15 protein-coding genes and 1 pseudogene are annotated in these 16916 nt (G+C 35.4%); 10 read left to right on the top strand and 6 right to left on the bottom strand.

What is annotated here, in order from left to right; genetic code table 11:
- Window positions 1–56 precede the first annotated feature (56 nt).
- The 6 genes from AC07YC_RS01340 (at window position 57) to AC07YC_RS01315 (ending at window position 5566) form a co-directional block, all read left to right on the top strand.
- Window positions 57–281, top strand: coding sequence for a glutaredoxin family protein (locus AC07YC_RS01340; RefSeq protein ID WP_336634160.1), 225 nt, complete (start codon window positions 57–59; stop codon window positions 279–281).
- Window positions 278–637, top strand: a complete 360-nt coding sequence (gene nrdI, locus AC07YC_RS01335; RefSeq protein ID WP_494918173.1) for a class Ib ribonucleoside-diphosphate reductase assembly flavoprotein NrdI — start codon at window positions 278–280, stop codon at window positions 635–637. Before AC07YC_RS01340 ends, nrdI begins: the two co-directional genes overlap by 4 nt.
- A complete protein-coding gene (nrdE, locus tag AC07YC_RS01330; protein ID WP_494918172.1) occupies window positions 634–2727 on the top strand; it encodes a class 1b ribonucleoside-diphosphate reductase subunit alpha in 2094 nt (697 codons plus the stop codon). Before nrdI ends, nrdE begins: the two co-directional genes overlap by 4 nt.
- On the top strand, window positions 2715–3683 hold the full coding sequence (gene nrdF / locus AC07YC_RS01325; protein WP_025114203.1) for a class 1b ribonucleoside-diphosphate reductase subunit beta: 969 nt from the start codon (window positions 2715–2717) through the stop codon (window positions 3681–3683). The genes nrdE and nrdF overlap by 13 nt, the downstream gene beginning before the upstream one ends.
- An 11-nt stretch (window positions 3684–3694) precedes the next feature.
- Window positions 3695–4132, top strand: a complete 438-nt coding sequence (dut, locus tag AC07YC_RS01320; protein WP_336634156.1) for a dUTP diphosphatase — start codon at window positions 3695–3697, stop codon at window positions 4130–4132.
- A gap of 150 nt (window positions 4133–4282) precedes the next feature.
- Window positions 4283–5566 (top strand): glycoside hydrolase family 5 protein, encoded by a 1284-nt coding sequence (locus AC07YC_RS01315; RefSeq protein ID WP_494918375.1) that lies wholly within the window; start codon window positions 4283–4285, stop codon window positions 5564–5566.
- 159 nt (window positions 5567–5725) lie between these two features.
- Here AC07YC_RS01315 and AC07YC_RS01310 read toward each other — a convergent pair whose 3' ends face one another.
- The 3 genes and pseudogenes from AC07YC_RS01310 to AC07YC_RS01300 form a co-directional block, all read right to left on the bottom strand.
- Window positions 5726–5962 carry a ferredoxin family protein gene (locus tag AC07YC_RS01310; RefSeq protein WP_089985475.1) on the bottom strand — a complete coding sequence of 79 codons (237 nt, stop codon included), beginning with the start codon at window positions 5960–5962 and terminating at the stop codon, window positions 5726–5728.
- Entirely contained in the window at window positions 5962–6477 is a 516-nt protein-coding gene (locus AC07YC_RS01305; RefSeq protein WP_494918170.1) for a YwhD family protein, read from the bottom strand. The genes AC07YC_RS01310 and AC07YC_RS01305 overlap by 1 nt, the downstream gene beginning before the upstream one ends.
- Window positions 6478–6897: 420 nt before the next feature.
- Window positions 6898–7104: pseudogene (locus AC07YC_RS01300) on the bottom strand (helix-turn-helix transcriptional regulator); the annotation flags it as partial.
- Between the two features lie 271 nt (window positions 7105–7375).
- Here AC07YC_RS01300 and AC07YC_RS01295 point away from each other — a divergent pair.
- A complete protein-coding gene (locus AC07YC_RS01295) occupies window positions 7376–8365 on the top strand; it encodes an aldo/keto reductase family protein (RefSeq protein ID WP_494918169.1) in 990 nt (329 codons plus the stop codon).
- 58 nt (window positions 8366–8423) lie between these two features.
- Here AC07YC_RS01295 and AC07YC_RS01290 read toward each other — a convergent pair whose 3' ends face one another.
- Entirely contained in the window at window positions 8424–9320 is an 897-nt protein-coding gene (locus tag AC07YC_RS01290; protein ID WP_336634439.1) for a LysR family transcriptional regulator, read from the bottom strand.
- A 533-nt stretch (window positions 9321–9853) separates the two neighbouring features.
- On the opposite strand from AC07YC_RS01290, the gene AC07YC_RS01285 reads away from it, so the two are divergent.
- Entirely contained in the window at window positions 9854–12331 is a 2478-nt protein-coding gene (locus tag AC07YC_RS01285; RefSeq protein ID WP_336634153.1) for an S-layer homology domain-containing protein, read from the top strand.
- 88 nt (window positions 12332–12419) lie between these two features.
- Here the strand turns inward: AC07YC_RS01285 and AC07YC_RS01280 are convergent, their stop codons facing one another.
- Entirely contained in the window at window positions 12420–13547 is a 1128-nt protein-coding gene (locus tag AC07YC_RS01280) for an acyltransferase (protein ID WP_494918168.1), read from the bottom strand.
- A gap of 281 nt (window positions 13548–13828) precedes the next feature.
- Window positions 13829–14821 (bottom strand): NADPH:quinone oxidoreductase family protein, encoded by a 993-nt coding sequence (locus AC07YC_RS01275; RefSeq protein WP_494918167.1) that lies wholly within the window; start codon window positions 14819–14821, stop codon window positions 13829–13831.
- A gap of 126 nt (window positions 14822–14947) precedes the next feature.
- Here AC07YC_RS01275 and AC07YC_RS01270 point away from each other — a divergent pair, with 126 nt between their 5' ends.
- Both AC07YC_RS01270 and rocF read left to right on the top strand, forming a co-directional pair.
- Window positions 14948–15538, top strand: coding sequence for a TetR/AcrR family transcriptional regulator (locus tag AC07YC_RS01270; RefSeq protein ID WP_494918166.1), 591 nt, complete (start codon window positions 14948–14950; stop codon window positions 15536–15538).
- A gap of 429 nt (window positions 15539–15967) precedes the next feature.
- Complete coding sequence (gene rocF, locus AC07YC_RS01265; RefSeq protein ID WP_494918165.1) at window positions 15968–16873, top strand: arginase; 906 nt, start codon at window positions 15968–15970, stop codon at window positions 16871–16873.
- Window positions 16874–16916 lie beyond the last annotated feature (43 nt).

Below are 16916 nucleotides of genomic sequence, written 5' to 3'. Positions count from 1 at the left end.
TTAAGCTATCTCTCTAGAAGAGGTAGCTTTTTTATTTTGTGAAAAGAGGGATTACTATGAAACTTTATACGAAAACAATCTGTCCAAAATGTCTATGGGTAAAATCCGAATTACAACGAGCAGGACTTGAAGCAGAAGTTGTTAATATTGATCATGATGAACAAGCGAAACAAACAATTATAGATGCAGGTTTTTTAAGTGTGCCTGTTTTAGAGGTGGATGAAACATTTATAGGTGATGTTCAGGAAATTGTTTCTCGTATTGAGATGATCACACTATGATCGTTTACGCTAGTCGTACAGGAAATGTCCGTAATGTTGTTTCTAAATTAAGGGCAGAATCTATTGAACTCTCTGAGGAATTAAGCTTGAATAAGCCTTATCTTTTAATTACATATACAGATGGCTTAGGTGATATTCCAGCAAAAGTGCAACGTTTTTTAGAAAAAAATAGAGATTTTTGTAAAGGGGTAGTTGCTAGTGGCAATAGTAACTTCGGACATACTGTATTTGGCGGTGCTGGGGAGAAAATTGCTACTACCTATCATGTACCCTTAGTGAGGAAATTAGATTTGCGTGGCAATCAAACAGATTATGAAGCAATACAAACGTTTTATGAAACGAGGGTAATGGGATGAAAACTTATTTAAAGCTTAATAATGACGTACTGAATCGTTATAGTACAACGGGACTACTAGAGCTAGAAAAGGACCGTGAGGCTACTCGCCGCTATTTTTTAGAATATGTCAACGTACGTTTACGTTATTTTATAGATATAGAGGAAAAAATCCGCTATTTAGTGGATGAGGGTTACTACGAAAAAGATTTTATCGACATGTACGAGATGGATTTTATAAAGAAGCTGTACAAGAAAGCATATGATTATAATTTCCGCTTCCCATCATTTATGAGCGCAAGCAAATTTTATGACAGCTATGCTATGAAAAGTCGTGATGGAGAAGAAATATTAGAAAAATATGAGGACCGTATTGTCATTATTGCCCTGTACTTAGCACATGGGAACACTGTATTAGCCAAACGTTCTGTTGAAGCAATGATGGAAGCCTATCAGCCAGCAACACCTACTGCATTAAATAGTGGAAAAAAAGCCCGTGGTGAATTAGTAAGCTGCTTTAAATTATCAATGGATGACTCTATGAATAGTATTGCTGAAAATATTGGCTATTGTTTAGAGCTTTCACGCCTAGGCGGAGGGGTCGGGGTTAACTTAACCGATTTACGTCCTTTAGGTGATCCAATTAAAGAAATACTAAATCGTGCAAGTGGTGTTATCCCAGTTGCAAAATTATTAGAAAACTCATTTAGTTATTCGAATCAGCTCGGTCAACGAAATGGCTCAGGAGTTGTTTATCTAAATATTTTCCATGCAGATATAGAGAATTTCATTTCATCAAAAAAACCAAATGCTGATGATAAAATTCGCCTCGCAACACTATCAACAGGAATTATTATTCCAAGTATTTTCTTCGATCTGATGAAACGCGATAAAGATATTGTGTTATTTAGTCCATATGATATTTTTAAAGAATATGGTAAACGAATGTCGGAAATTTCAATTTCAGAAATGTACTATGAACTACTTGATAATCCTAAAATCCGTAAAATTAAACGTTTGAATGCGCGTAGACTCTATACTGAGGTGAAAAAAGCTCAATTTGAATCAGGTTATCCTTTTGAAATTTTTGATGATAATGTCAATGAAGGACATCCACTAAAAAATATCGGTCGCGTAAAAATGTCAAACCTATGTACTGAAATCCTGCAAGTTCAAGAAACTAGTGTCATTACAGATCAAGATCAGCCTAACGAATATGGGTTAGATGTGTCATGTAATTTAGGGTCCATTGATATTCATGCAGCGAGTAAAGTAAATGATTTTGAAACATTAATCGATACAGCTATGTACTTATTAACAAATGTGTCACAAATGACATACATCAAAAATGTCCCATCGGTTGCGAAAGCGAATCGATTAATGCACTCAGTAGGGCTAGGTTGTATGAATCTTCATGGACATCTTGTTACGGAGGGCATTATGTATGGCTCGAAAGACTCTATTGATTTCATGGACCGCTTTATGGAAGCAATGAACTATTATTCTCTTAAATCATCGATGGAAATGGCTAAAGAAAAAGCAGAAACGTTCTACCGATTTGAAGATAGCGATTATGCTTCAGGTAGCTATTTTGATCAATATGTAAATAAGAATGATGAAGAGCTATCGCCAGCAGTGTTAAAAGCCCTTGGCAACATTCCAATTATCACTAATAAAATGTGGGGATTATTAAAGGAAGATGTTATGGAATTTGGTCTATTTCATTCCTATCGTTTAGCGATAGCACCAACCGGCAGTATTTCGTATATTCGTAGCTGTACGGCATCCATCTCTCCTTGTACAGAGCGTGTAGAGGTTCGTGATTATGCAGATAGTCGCACGATTTATCCAATGCCACATTTAACAAATGAAAACAGTCATTTATATGTAGAGGCCTATGATGTTGATCCTTATGATTTAATTGATTTATACGCAGCTTCTCAAAAACACGTTGACCAAGGTATTTCAATGACTCTTTATGTCACTGACAATTGGACAACAGAACAACTAGCTAAAGTATACATTTATGCATGGGTAAAAGGGATTAAGTCCGTTTACTATGTTCGTCAACGATTACAAAGCTTAGAGGAGTGTGTAGCATGTCAAATATAGTGTATGAGGCAGTCAACTGGAACAAGGCAACAAGTGAACTTGCCCAAATTTTCTGGGACCAGCAATGGAAGCAAATTTGGTTTCCTGAAGAAATTGCAGTGAGTAAAGATATTAAGCAGTGGAAAAGTTTTGAGCATCAGGACACATATAAAAAAGTGTTTGCGGGACTAACTTTGCTTGATACCGTTCAGACGAATATAGGGATGAATCGTGTTGCTGCTTATACAGACGATTTACAGGAAAAGGCTGTATTAACCGTTTTTGATGCATTTGAGGCAATACATGCTAAATCATATTCTTATATATTTACAACGCTTTGTACAAACGAGGAGATAGACGAGCTCTTTGAATGGGTAAAGAAAAATGAATATTTACAATATAAGGCAAATAAAATTGCGGATATTTATAATAGTATAGAAGAAGGGGACTCTGAGAGCTTATGGAAAGCGATGTTTTCATCCGTTATGCTTGAATCTTTCCTTTTCTATTCTGGATTTTTCTACCCATTATATTTAGGTGGGCAAGGTTTTTTAAGAAACAGTGCTGAAATTATTTCTCTCATTTTGCGTGACGAATCCATTCATGGCGTAGCGGTAGGGTTTTTCGCTCAAAATCTATATAAGCAATTTTCTAAAGAAAAACAAGAAGCCTTACAATTATGGGGTTATGAATTATTGCTGGATTTATATCAAAATGAAATGAAATATACCGAGGATATTTATGCGGAGACAGGATTATCGCCTGAGGTAAAAGCCTATGTGCGATATAATGCTAATAAGGCCTTAATGAATGTCGGATTTGAAGCCATGTTCCCAGAAGAAGAAGTGAATCCGATCGTCATGAACGGGATTCGTAATGAGGGCTCCACATATGATTTCTTTTCACAAAAGGGGGCTACCTATGCCAAAGCAAAAGTAGCGCCAATTACAGATGACACATTTAATTTTAATCGTTAGGATGAAGAACAATGAACGTAGAAGTAAAAATTAAAAGAATGCATGCAGATGCAATGCTACCAATGCAAGCTAATCCCGGTGATGCTGGGATGGATCTCTATTCCATTGAAACTGTAGAAATACCCGCTGGTGGGACTAAATTAATAAAAACAGGCATTCAAATTGAATTACCTAAAGGAACGGAAGCACAAATTCGCCCAAGAAGTGGACTAGCCTTAAAACATAGTATTACAGTGCTCAATAGCCCAGGAACAATCGATGAAGGCTATAGAGGCGAAATCGGTGTTATTTTAATTAATCATGGTCAGGCTACGTTCTTAGTAGAAAAATCTATGCGAATTGCCCAAATGGTGATTCAATTTGTCCCTACTATTCAACTACTGGAAGTCAATGAATTATCTCAAACGGTTCGAGGAACTTCTGGATTTGGAGCGAGTGGTACAAAATAAGAGTAAGTTTTAAATAGGCATATGTTAGGATTGAGTTTGTTACTGAACTCAATCCTTTTTATTTTTTTAAAATTGTCACATTCATGTAACGTAGGTTCAGTACGATTTACATGAGGTGATAATATGAGAGAAATAAATCATAGGAAAAGAATGAAAAATAAGTTCAACATGATAGTTTCCCTTTGGTGTGCTTTAATAGTCGTCTTTGCTACTGGCTGTAGTTCTGTGGAGCAAGAAGAAAAACAAAAGAAACAAGAGAAACAAGCAACGCCACAGATGCAAAATGGTTTTTGGGATGAGCAAAGAAAAGGTACAAATTTTATGAATTCCACTTCTCTGCCAGAAAGTTATGAAGAGGCTAATGAATTCAACATTGAATTTATCCGTTTAGCGCCTGATAAATGGGCAAAGGAAAGAGATTTCTTATTTGATGATAAACCTGATGCTACGCCTAATAAAGATTTTTTAATCGGTAATGCAGATCAGTATGAGGGAATTGTTGAAAATGATTTTAAGATGTTAAAAGAAGATTTAGATGCAGCTTATGCAAGAGGATCAAAAGTTGTACTAACTGTTCTTAGTCTTCCGGGAAACCGTTGGAGACAGTTTAATAACTATGAAAATGATGACCGAATTTGGCAAGACTTTAACTATCATGAGCAAGCAGCGCTTTTTTGGAAAGATCTTGCCATGCGCTTAAAAGATCACCCCGCAGTGGTTGGATATAATGTAATTAATGAACCGCATCCTGAAACAGCCACAGGTTTTAATGATTTTTGGACAGAAGACTATGATAAATGGTACGACAAGATAGAAAACACGCCAGCAGATTTAAATAGACTTTATGGAACGATTGTAGATTCTATACGATCTGTAGATGCGGATACACCTATTATTTTAGATTCGGGTTTATTTGCTACGCCTTGGGCAATAAACTATTTAAAACCAATAGAAGACAAAAATGTGCTGTATGCTTTCCATATGTATGAACCGTATGAAATGACAAGCCAAAATCGAAAAAAAGGATTCACATACACTTATCCTGGTAAGGTCAAAGTCGGGAATGATCAAAATGAAAAAATGTTTGATAAAACTTCATTAAAAGATTTTTTAGAACCCGTTGCTAAATGGGCAGAAAAGCACAATATATCAAACAACCGAATTATTGCAGAAGAGTTTGGCATTAACCGAATGGTTGATGGAGCGGATCAATATATGAAGGATTTAATTGATATTTTTAATGATTACGGCTGGCACTGGGCATTTTATGCATTTCGTGAAGACACGTGGGATGGTATGGATTTTGAATTAGGTAATCAACCTGTCAAAGAGGCCTATTGGGATGCGCGGGCAATTGGAGAACTACCTGATAGAAAAGCAATAGAAGTAGATAATTCTATTTGGGATGTCCTGAAAAAAGATCTGAACAAGTAACATGATTGTTCTCTGCTAAGATCAAATAGAAATTATATGTAGTAGTACAAACGATCGTTTGTACTACTTTTTTGCCTGACATTCGGCGCTTTAAATCAGTCCATCTTTCAATCAATAGCTTGCTGTTGCAGGTAATAAAAGATAGTAATTGCCTGTCATTTAGTTTCGAAAATAGTTACGCGCTAGTAGAGTTGCAGAATTATATTCATCAGGCAATTCATCCTCAAAAAAAATAGCCTCTACGGGGCAAACTAATTCACAAGCGCCACAATCAATACAAATATCAGGGTTAATGACATATTGAGTATCCGTATTCACAATGCAATTTACGGGACAGACATCTAAACAAACGGCTGCTTTTTCATCCCTACATAATTCTGTAATTACAAAAGCCATTATAAATCCTCCCATAATTGATGTTTTAATTCTTCAGGTGAGTGTGTCCAATACAGTTCATTAAATTCAGATAAAAATTGGGAAAGTAGTTTTTTTGAATTTGTATCGACATGATGGAGGAGAAAATTCCCTTTAAGTGCTTTATCTAAATAATTTACTTGCTCTGGCAACGATTTATAGCCAAGTTTAATGCGGCGTTCTTCTTTCGATACCCGTACTTCACTTGCGGTACATCCTGCATAATAAGGTCCATTTTCCCCGACCTGAAGCGCTACCCAAACAATCCAATACCGATTATAATCGTCACTAGCATGCGCTAAATCTGGTGAAAAACGCACTTTTTTTTCAATAATACTTCGCCCATGTAAGGCTTCTAGGTCTATAAATACGTGTTCTTTTTCACAATCTATAATAATAGGCGTTACATTATTTAAATCAAGGGTACCTACTCCATACCCTCCATCTCCATCTGTTGAATCATTACTTAAGATAGTAAAATGTATCTTTTCTTTCATAGAAAACACCCCCACACTCTTTTTACAACATTTACAGGTGTCGCAAATAGAAACAATGTATAGATTAAAATAGCAATCTCATTACGTATAGCTTTTATAAATTAATCTAATTGAACGTTTTAGTAGTAATTTTTATACTATACGTAATGGTTGCCAAGGATTTCTCCTCATACTTTTTTAATTCAAAAGTATAACTGAAATATACAACTTATTATCCTTTGTTGTCTTCGGACTTACGTCTGAATTGTTATGATATGGTAACTTAACTATATACAGTTATTGATGTTCGCTTACATTTTTATGGAACTTTATATAAATAAGAAGATTGACAATGTCTATCCGCTAAATAAATTTCACTGAATGATACAGAAAGAGTAGAATGGGTACTATATAGATTGGAAAAGTTTTACGATTCCAATTTAATGAGAGGAAATGAATAGGGTCCGTTAAGCTTTTATCGAATTTGCATCCTTCTATAATCTCAAAACCGTCGTCTGTCCCTTGGAAAGAAACGACTGGTATCTCGGCGGCACATATTGCTTCAATGTTTCTATTGCTAAGCTAGAAGCTGACACTAGTTCATGCTTGAGAAGCTTGAAGATAATATAGTAATCGTTCTAATTTCATTAATAGCAACCTGATAACCATTAAACTATAAGTCCTTTTTTAAATAAATCATACCATTCCTTTAGTTCTTTATTTTCAATTTGATAAGTCCATTTCTACCCAACCTTCAAGATAATAATTTAAGAATAACCTTCTACATCTAAGGATAGTAGGAGGTTATTTATTTCTTTAGTGTTATATATTTTTTATATTAATCTATAGCTAATAATATATTATCCGTAATAACACGTGGCTTTTATAATGAAGATACCATATAAAAGGAGGGTCTAGCATGGAGTTTAATAAACTTGGCAATAGTGGATTATCCATCAGTAAGATTGCCTATGGAAACTGGATAAACCATGGCGGGAAAGTGAATGAGGAGATGGCACATGCATGTGTAAGAGCAGCATTAGATGTTGGTATTACAACATTTGATACCGCTGATGTTTATTCAGACACGAAAGCGGAGGAAATACTTGGTCGCTCATTACAAGGAGTGAGGAGAGAGAGCATTGAACTATGTACGAAGGTGTGCCATCCGACTGGTAATGGGCCAAACGATAAAGGCTTATCTCGAAAACATATTCTAGAAAATTGTCATGCTTCTTTACGTCGGTTACAAACTGAATATATTGATGTCTATTATGCACACAGGTACGATCCAACTACTCCTCTTGAAGAAACGATGTTAGCATTCTCAGATCTTGTAAGACAAGGTAAAATACTTTATATCGGTGTAAGTGAGTGGACGGCAGAACAAATTACTAGGGCTGCAACTCTTGCACGAGAATTGCATATTCCTCTCATCGCTAGCCAACCACAGTATTCCATGCTATGGAGAGTTATCGAAGCTGATGTAATACCGACTTGCCAACGTGAAGGGATAGGGCAGGTCGTTTGGTCACCTCTAGCACAAGGTGTTCTTACAGGTAAATATTTACCACAAAAACCAGTGCCAGTGCAGTCCCGTGCTAACTCTGATGCGGGCAAACCTTTTTTCAACAAACTTGCACGACGTTGGATGGACGATAATGTACTCACGGCTATACAAGAGCTTAAACCTATTGCACAAGAGATTGATCTTACTCTTGCTCAACTTTCAGTGGCTTGGGTTCTACAAAACGAGCATGTTTCCTCAGCGATAATTGGTGCATCAAGCCCAGAACAGGTAAGAGAGAATGCATTAGCAGCTAGCGTCAAACTAGAACCTGCAATCATGAATCAAATTGATGGAGTTCTAGCAGGTATTATTGAGTACGATCCAAGTAAAACAGGTTAATTTTTTGTACAATACTTTTCATACTTTATGACCCATCCCGTTATAGGATGGGTTTTTATTATTGGTCATTCATTTGGGACATGGAGTAGAGCTCTCTAACAATATTTAAGAAATGAGGAACGACTGTAGATTTTTCATCTTGTCTCCAGCCAACGTATAGGTTTATTTTCGGTGTAGTCTCTTTGATTTTTTTATAGATTACTCCAGGACGGTTATAGCTTTCCAACGATGAGGGAACAACAGAAACACCCATCCCCGTTGCCACTAGATTAACAATCGTTTGCATTTGTATAGCCTCTTGCACGACGTTTAAACTTACCCCGTGATCCCAAAAGTAGCTAATGATTAAATCATAAAAATGGGGACCAAAATGCCGCGGAAACATTATAAACGGTTCATCCACTAGTAACTGTAATGGAATTTCGGGCAAAGAGACTAAAGGGTGATCTTGATGTACAACTAATCTTAAAGATTCCTCAAAACAAATTTCTGAAGCAAGTGCTTCGTTGTTCTGCTCAGAACGTATAAATCCAATATGAATTTGTTTTTCATAGAGTGCTGCTAATTGCTGTTCTGTTGTCATTTCACGTAAGGTAAGATGAACTTGTGGAAAGTGTGCCCTAAATTTAGTAAGGATTTTTATAACGATTTCTGTTGAATCAACAAAACCTATGATTAAGCTCCCATTTTTCCCTTCAGCAGCAAGTTGTGTTTCCTCTATAGTTTTTTCTAATTGAATGAGGATTTGTTTAGATCCTTGTAAAAATATCTTCCCTGCGTCTGTTAGCTCAACCATTCTCTTTGTCCGATGAAAAAGTTGAACGCCCAGCTCTTCTTCTAATTTACGAATTTCTTGGCTAAGTGGAGGCTGTGCCATCCGAAGACGTTCTGCTGCACGACTAAAATTCAATTCTTCTGCCACCATTATAAAATAGCGCATCTTTCTAATATCTATTTTCAATCACCCCTTCTAAAAACGATATAGTAATGATTGGCGAAACAATGAATATAGTTAATTTTAACAATTTATATTTTATTAGCATAGAATTTAACCTGTTAATGCTTTACATTTATATCGTTCTATAATTCATTCAACATACTATTATACCAAGAAAATAAATGGAATCTGAAAAATGGAATTTAAAGTTTCCAGCTAAAAATAAATGTTAGTATGTGCATTTTGTCTTCAGTTCTCTAATTATTGGAAATTAGTTATGTAATAATTACCTATGCAACCAATTGAATAGTAAAATTACCTTATTTTTAGCGTTTATTTATTGGTAATGTAGTTATATTATTGTCTTGTAAAGCAAATTTAAGATTGATTGGTATTTTTCATCATGAAAAATTTTGAAGGCTGCTTTATCCATAACTATTAGTAATTATTATTTGAGAGAACGTATTATACATATCTTTACAAGTTAATAGAGCGGTAATATTGTTCTCACAGAATAATATAATTTTATTTGAATTCTGGAGGAATATAAAATGACGAAACATAACAAAGGTCGTAAATTTTTCGTAACTACTGCTACAGCAGCACTTGTAGCATCAGCAATCGTACCGGTAGCATCAGCTGCTGAATTTAATGATGCAGATAGCATTTCATCTTGGGCAAAAGAAGCGGTGCAGTTTTTAACTGACAAAGGTTTCATCCAAGGTGATGAAAAAGGAAACTTCAACCCAGCTGGTACACTTACTCGCGCTGAAGCTGCTGAAATCTTATCAAAAGCATTAGACTTAAAAGCTACTGGAACAGAAGACTTTACAGATGTAAATGAAAATGACTGGTTCTATAATGCAGTGCTTGCTACTTCACCAGAATTATTTGACGGTATGGGTAATGGTAAATTTGAACCAAAAGCACAATTAACAAGAGAACAAGCTGCTAAAGTTATCGTTCAAGGTTATGAATTAACTGGTAAAGCAGACCTTAGCCAATTCTCAGATGCTTCTAAAGCTTCTAAATGGGCTGTATCTTACTTAGAAACAGCTGTTGAAAATGGTGTAATCAATGGTAAAGGATCATTATTAGCGCCACAAGATAAAATTAGCCGCGAAGAATTCGCTACTATGGTTAAACGTACAATTGATGCAGTTAAAGAAGTAACACCAGCAGTAGAATCTGTAAAAGGACTTAATGCAAAAGAATTTGAAGTGAAGTTCAACACAGCTGTTGATGCAAAAGATGCTGCTGTAACAGCGAAATATGCGATTGACGGTGTAACGATTACGAACGCTAAAGTATCTGAAGATGGAATGACTGTTACTTTAACAACTGATAAAGAAATTAAGTTAACAAATGGTAAAGTGACTGTAAACCCAATCAAAACAAAAGCAGATGCAAAAATTCTAACTGAAGAATTTAATAAATTAATCACATTTGCTGATACAACTCCTGTTAGCGTAAATTCTGTTGAAGCTAAAGGCACAACAGCCGTAATTACTTTCGATGAGCTTGTCCAAAACGAAGGAACAGTAAGCTTAAACGGTACTGAACTTGCTAAAGATCGTTATACTTTATCTGGAAAAACATTAACAATCAAAGGTTTAACTGCTGATCAAACTTATAAAGTAGACATCGTAGGGGCAACTGACTTCGCTAATAATATTGCAAATCCAATTGCAGTGAACTTCACGGTTCTAAAAGCAGACGTTGATAATTCTAAACCAACTGTTTCTACTGCAGTGAATGGAACAGAAATCACATTTGATTTCTCAGAAGAATTAATGAAACAAAATCTTGATGCAGATGCTGGTGCTACTGCTGCAGAATATGCAAAAGTAACGGTTGGTTCTACTGTTTACTACTTAAAAGATGCTGATATGAAAGATACAGAGGATAAAACTGTATTTACTATTGATGCAAAAGCTGCATTAGGTACAGCTACATTCATTAATGCGGACGTGAAAGTAGAAGGACAAAAAGATTTAGCTGGTAATGCTGGAGATGCATTTGAGTTCAAAGCTATTTTATCTAAAGATTTAACGCCTGCTACACTTGTATCTACTTCTACTAAAATGTTAGTAGCTGATGATGTGAATGCTACTACTGATGTAGATGCTCTATACCTTACTTTTAGCGAGCCAGTAAAAGTAGATGGTAAATTAACAGTTAAAACTCAAAATGGTATTGCTTACACTACTGGAAAAGAAACAGCTGTAAAAGCAGATGCTGGTTACGATGTAGATGGTAACGGTAAAATTGAGGGTGCAGAGAAAAACACTGTGAAGGTGGACATTGATTTAGATAGCAATTCAACATATACATTTGAATTATCTGCTAAAGCAGTTGCTGATTTAGCTGGCAACGTAACTGCAGATACAATCACATTCAATGTGACAACTGGCACGTATGAAGCTACACCTGAAACTACTACAGATTCATTAGTATTTGGAGCTACACCAGTTGTAGTAACAGATAACAATGTATTCACTGTTGAATATGCTGCTGATGTGACTGCAACAGCAACAAACGCTTCTAACTACACACTTGGAGGAAAAGAGCTACCTGCTGGCACTCAACTTCAATTTGTTGATGGTACTAAAAAAGTACGCTTCACTTTACCAGAGGGTTCTATCACGGCAAATGGTAATTATGTTCTTGAAGCTAAAAATGTAGTAGATACTAAAGGTAACACTCTTAAAAATGGCAAAGCGACAACTTTAGTTGCTCTTAAAGAAAATATTGTGCCTGTAGCTTCTAAAGTAACTGTAGTAGATAGCAAAACATTTACAGTTGACTTCACTGAAAGCATTGCTGATCAAGCTACACCAACAGGTTTAACAGTTAAAATTGCTGGCTCAACTGTAGAAATTGCTTCAGCTTCTGTAGCTAATGGCAAATTAACTGTAACAACTAAAGCTGACTACGCTTTAACGGATAGCCTTGTAGTTGAATTTAAAGCTACAAACCTTGTTGATGCAAATAACAACAAAGTAAAAGACGGTTCAATTTCAAAATAATTAAGCTGGTTATGTAAGAAAGCCCTGTGGATTTCCACAGGGCTTTTTTGTTAGTCCATATAGTTTCTACTATTATAATAGGCAACATTTATTTATAAGGAAACTCTTTCGGAATCGGTCCGAATGCAATCCAATGATATTTAATATATTTTCCCACCAGAAATACTACAATCCATGTAACAAATAAAGCAACTATAAAGCCTCCCACACTCCAAACATGAAATAAGAGACTATTGCCACTTACAGGTATTTGACGATAAAGGAAGAGGAAAAAAGGATGTAATAAATAAATGCCAAATGATAGTGTCCCGAGGTTAATAAGGGTATTTACAAAGGCTTTATTTCCTCTATCATAGAGCCAGAAGGAAAGCTGTAACACTATAATACAGGCCGATAAAGACTGTAGCTGAAAAACTAGTTCAAATACGCTACTGTTGGCTAAATAGGTTTGGGATGAGTAAACAAAATAATATAGATAAATATTATAAATAGTAGAAACTAACCAAATAGCCCAAATGAAATATAGAGAAACAGGGAAGTTTTCTTTTGTTAGCTGGAACCATTGTTTATACTTTTCAAAATAAATTCCTAAAAACCCACCAGCCAGGAAATAAAGTATATAAGAGAATGAAATACTCCCTCTGTATGGATACTGCCAAAACTCAGCATTTAATTGGATAAAAATCCATTGAAGAGCTAGTCCTATCCATATTAGGTGAGGGGATAGGGTGGGTTTTTTCTTTAAAATATATAAGAATAACGGGAACAATAGATAGAACTGCACCATAATAAATATATAGTATAAATGAGTATATGCTTTTCCAATTAGTAGTTTCTCAAGAAAATCAACACTAAAGAGGGCGTGCCATGTTAATGAAAAATCGTGTGACACATAAAATTGCATGGCCGCATAATAAAAGACGGAAAAAAAGAGATAGGGAATAAGTATTTGGGTAACTCTTTTTTTATAAAAACGAACAATCAGTGTTTTTGTGAAATCCTTTTGTATATAATTGTAAAATAAAACAAACCCACTTAAAAAAATAAAAACAGGGACAGCGAATTTGGGGAAAATATTCAAAAATACGTAAATGGAGTAGAGTCTTGATTCGCTGGATAAAGCTGTAACAGGTGTACTAGTAGAATGGATAAGAAGTACAGCTAGTATAGCTAAGGCTCTAGTAATATTTAATTCATCAATATGTGCTCGTTTCATATGATCATCTCCAAAAATAGTTGATAGTTTTTGAGTTCCCTAAATTTAATGCTCATATACATTAATGGTATGTTTGAGAACACGAATTTAGACAATTTTTTATAATGCTTGAATAGAAGCAACTAGTGATATGTTCATGGCTTACTATAAAGAGCTTTTATGTCAGGCCGATGTCAAACAAAAAAAGCTACCATGCTAAGGCATAGTAGCTTGTAGGAATGAAAGTAGTATGATAAAAGCCTTCCTACATTCATTTGTAGGAAGGCTGTCGTTTAACTTATTTATAATTTCACAAGGAATCTACCTCTTGCTTGACCTTTCAGTAACATAGGTAAAACATCTGGAAGTTGCTGCAATGTGACCTCTTGATGAATGAAGCTTTCAAGGTTTGCTGGTTTAAAATCTGTCGCTAAACGATTCCATATTTTCAATCGTACATCCATTGGACAATAAACAGAATCAATTCCAAGTAAATTCACGCCTCTTAAAATGAAGGGGAAGACACTTGTAGGAAGGTTTGTTCCTGCTGTTAGTCCACTGCTAGCAACCGCACCTCCATACTGAATTTGGCTCAATAAAGAGGCAAGTGGTTCTCCTCCAACAGAATCGACAGCTGCAGCCCATTTTTGTTTGCCTAACGCTCTAATTTTCCCATCAAAAACCTCTCCACGGTCTACAATCGAAGTGGCTCCAAGGTTATTCAAGTATTCATGCTCTGAATCTTTTCCTGTACTTGCTTCTACTTGATAACCTAGTGTTGAAAGAATCGAGACAGCAAAACTGCCTACACCCCCAGTTGCACCCGTAACAAGGACTTTCCCTTTCTCAGGATTAATGCCATTTTCTTCGAGTCTTTGAATAGACAAAGCAGCTGTAAAGCCGGCAGTTCCTATAATCATCGCCTCTTTGAGAGATAGACCGTTTGGAAGTGGAACAATCCATTTAGAAGGAATACGAGCGTACTCACTAAATCCTCCAAAGTGGGCTACGCCAATTTCATAGCTTGTTGCAATTACCTCGTCACCTTCATGGAAACGGGGATCTTCAGAGGATACAACAATCCCAGCTAAATCAATACCAGGGACGAAAGGATAGGAAGTAACGATTTTCCCATCCGGCATAGTGGCCAAACTGTCTTTATAATTAATGCCAGAGTAGCTTACTTTAATTAATACCTCACCATTTGGTAGATCATTTAAAGTAAGATCATTAACTTTCACTGTAAAATTCTCATCTTGATTGACTACCAACGCTTTAAAGTTTTCTAATGTCATCGTAAACATCCTCCTACAATATAATTCCATTAAACAGTATCAAAATTATTCTGACCGGTCAATATAAAATTGGAAATGGCACTCTGTTCATGTATAATGACTTGTATCAAGTCATTGGAGGCTTCTATGAAAAAGAAAGAGGAAGAACGGAAGAAACAAATTATGAAAGCAGCCTTTGATGCTGTTTCAAATTTAGGCTATGATAATGTTACATTACAAGATATTGCCGATCATGCAGATGTTTCGAAAGGTGTCGTTCACTATTACTTTACGAGCAAGCAAAACATCTTATTAGAATTACTGGAATCCACAACAAACAAAATCTATAGTTTTGAAATAAAAGAAATTGCCAAATACGAGAAGGCAATAGAAAAACTTCATGCCTATATAAATGCTGTTTTTGTATCCCCCCAGGACAATAAAAAATTTTACAGAGTGTATTTAGATTTTTTAGCCCAAGCCAACGGAAATGAAGCGTATAAAAAAATAAACTTAAAATTTTATGAGAATTGTTGGGGGATTGGACAAGAAATTATTAAGTTAGGTCAGCATGAAGGTGTGTTTTGTGAAGAGATGGATTCCTTAGCAAGTGCAAAAATGGTGAGGGCGATGATTGATGGTTCTTTGATACAATGGTTAACCGATGATGTAGAAGAACAACATCAATATTATAAAGAAACGTGTTTGAATAGTATTTTAAAATTATTAAAAACTTAGCAGTTTTAAAGCCCTACTAGCTACGTCGTAGGGCTTTTTTTCTGTCCAAATAATCGCCTAAAGCTATTTTATATAAAATTTTTAGTAGAAAAAATGAGTGTCTAACATAAACAAAATAGTATTTATTTTCAATTTTATGACATTAAATAGTGTTGAAACCTTAAATTACCTTGAAAATTTTCAAAAAAAACTATAAAAAAAGAATAGTTTTACTGTTCTGTTTTTGAAATTTCTGACAATAAGTGATGTAAAATTGTAAAATATTGTTTTTGTATTCATTACTTTGCTGTTTATGCATTCATTTATGCATGATGAAATCTATGTTTTTAATAATCCAAACTGTATAAAAATTAAAAATAATGTCGAGTTGAGTCAATTTTTCATTTTCTTTATACTGTGAAAGTAATTATTGGAGAGGAGAAATTTATTATGCGCAAAGAAGTGACAATTATTGGGGTGCCAATGGATTTGGGTCAAACGAGAAGAGGAGTTGACATGGGGCCGAGTGCAATTCGATATGCTGGTCTAACAGATCGACTTGAGGGTCTTGGATATTCCATTCAGGACGAAGGTGATCTGACTATCGAACTCGTTCATAAAGATGTAGAAATAGAGGCAACAACTAACTTAAAAAATTTAAAAACTGTAGCTGATGCTAATGATAAGCTTGGTCAAAAAGTAGATCATGTTATTTCCTCAAAACGTTTCCCTTTAGTTTTAGGTGGAGATCATAGTATTGCCATTGGTACATTAGCAGGTGTTTCTAAACATTACGAGAATCTAGGCGTTATTTGGTATGATGCCCATGGTGATTTAAATACAGGTGAAACATCACCTTCTGGTAATATTCATGGAATGTCTTTAGCAGTAAGCTTAGGAATTGGGCATCCAGCACTTACGAATATTGGTGGCTATGCGCCAAAAGTGAAGCCTGAAAATGTTGTTATTATTGGGGCACGTGATTTAGATCCAGGTGAAAAACAACTAATTAAGGAAATTGGCATTAAGGTGTATACGATGCATGAAATCGATCGTTTAGGCATGACGACCATAATGTCCGAAACGATTGAATATTTAAAGGAACGCACTGACGGTGTCCATTTATCTTTAGATTTAGATGGCCTTGATCCTAATGATGCTCCAGGTGTAGGAACTCCAGTGGCAGGTGGTATTAGCTACCGAGAAAGTCACCTTGCTATGGAAATGCTATCAGAAGCAAATATTATTACTTCTGCAGAGTTTGTAGAGACAAACCCAGTTTTAGATCAATATAATAAAACAGCTATCGCTGCCGTAGCTTTAATCAGCTCACTCTTTGGCGATACATTAATTTAAGCAAACGATTGGGAAGATGAATGAGCCTATAAGGAAGAACTTT

The organism is Lysinibacillus sp. GW247-5R2A (assembly GCF_059424475.1).
This window is presented reverse-complemented; position numbering and strand designations above follow the sequence as displayed.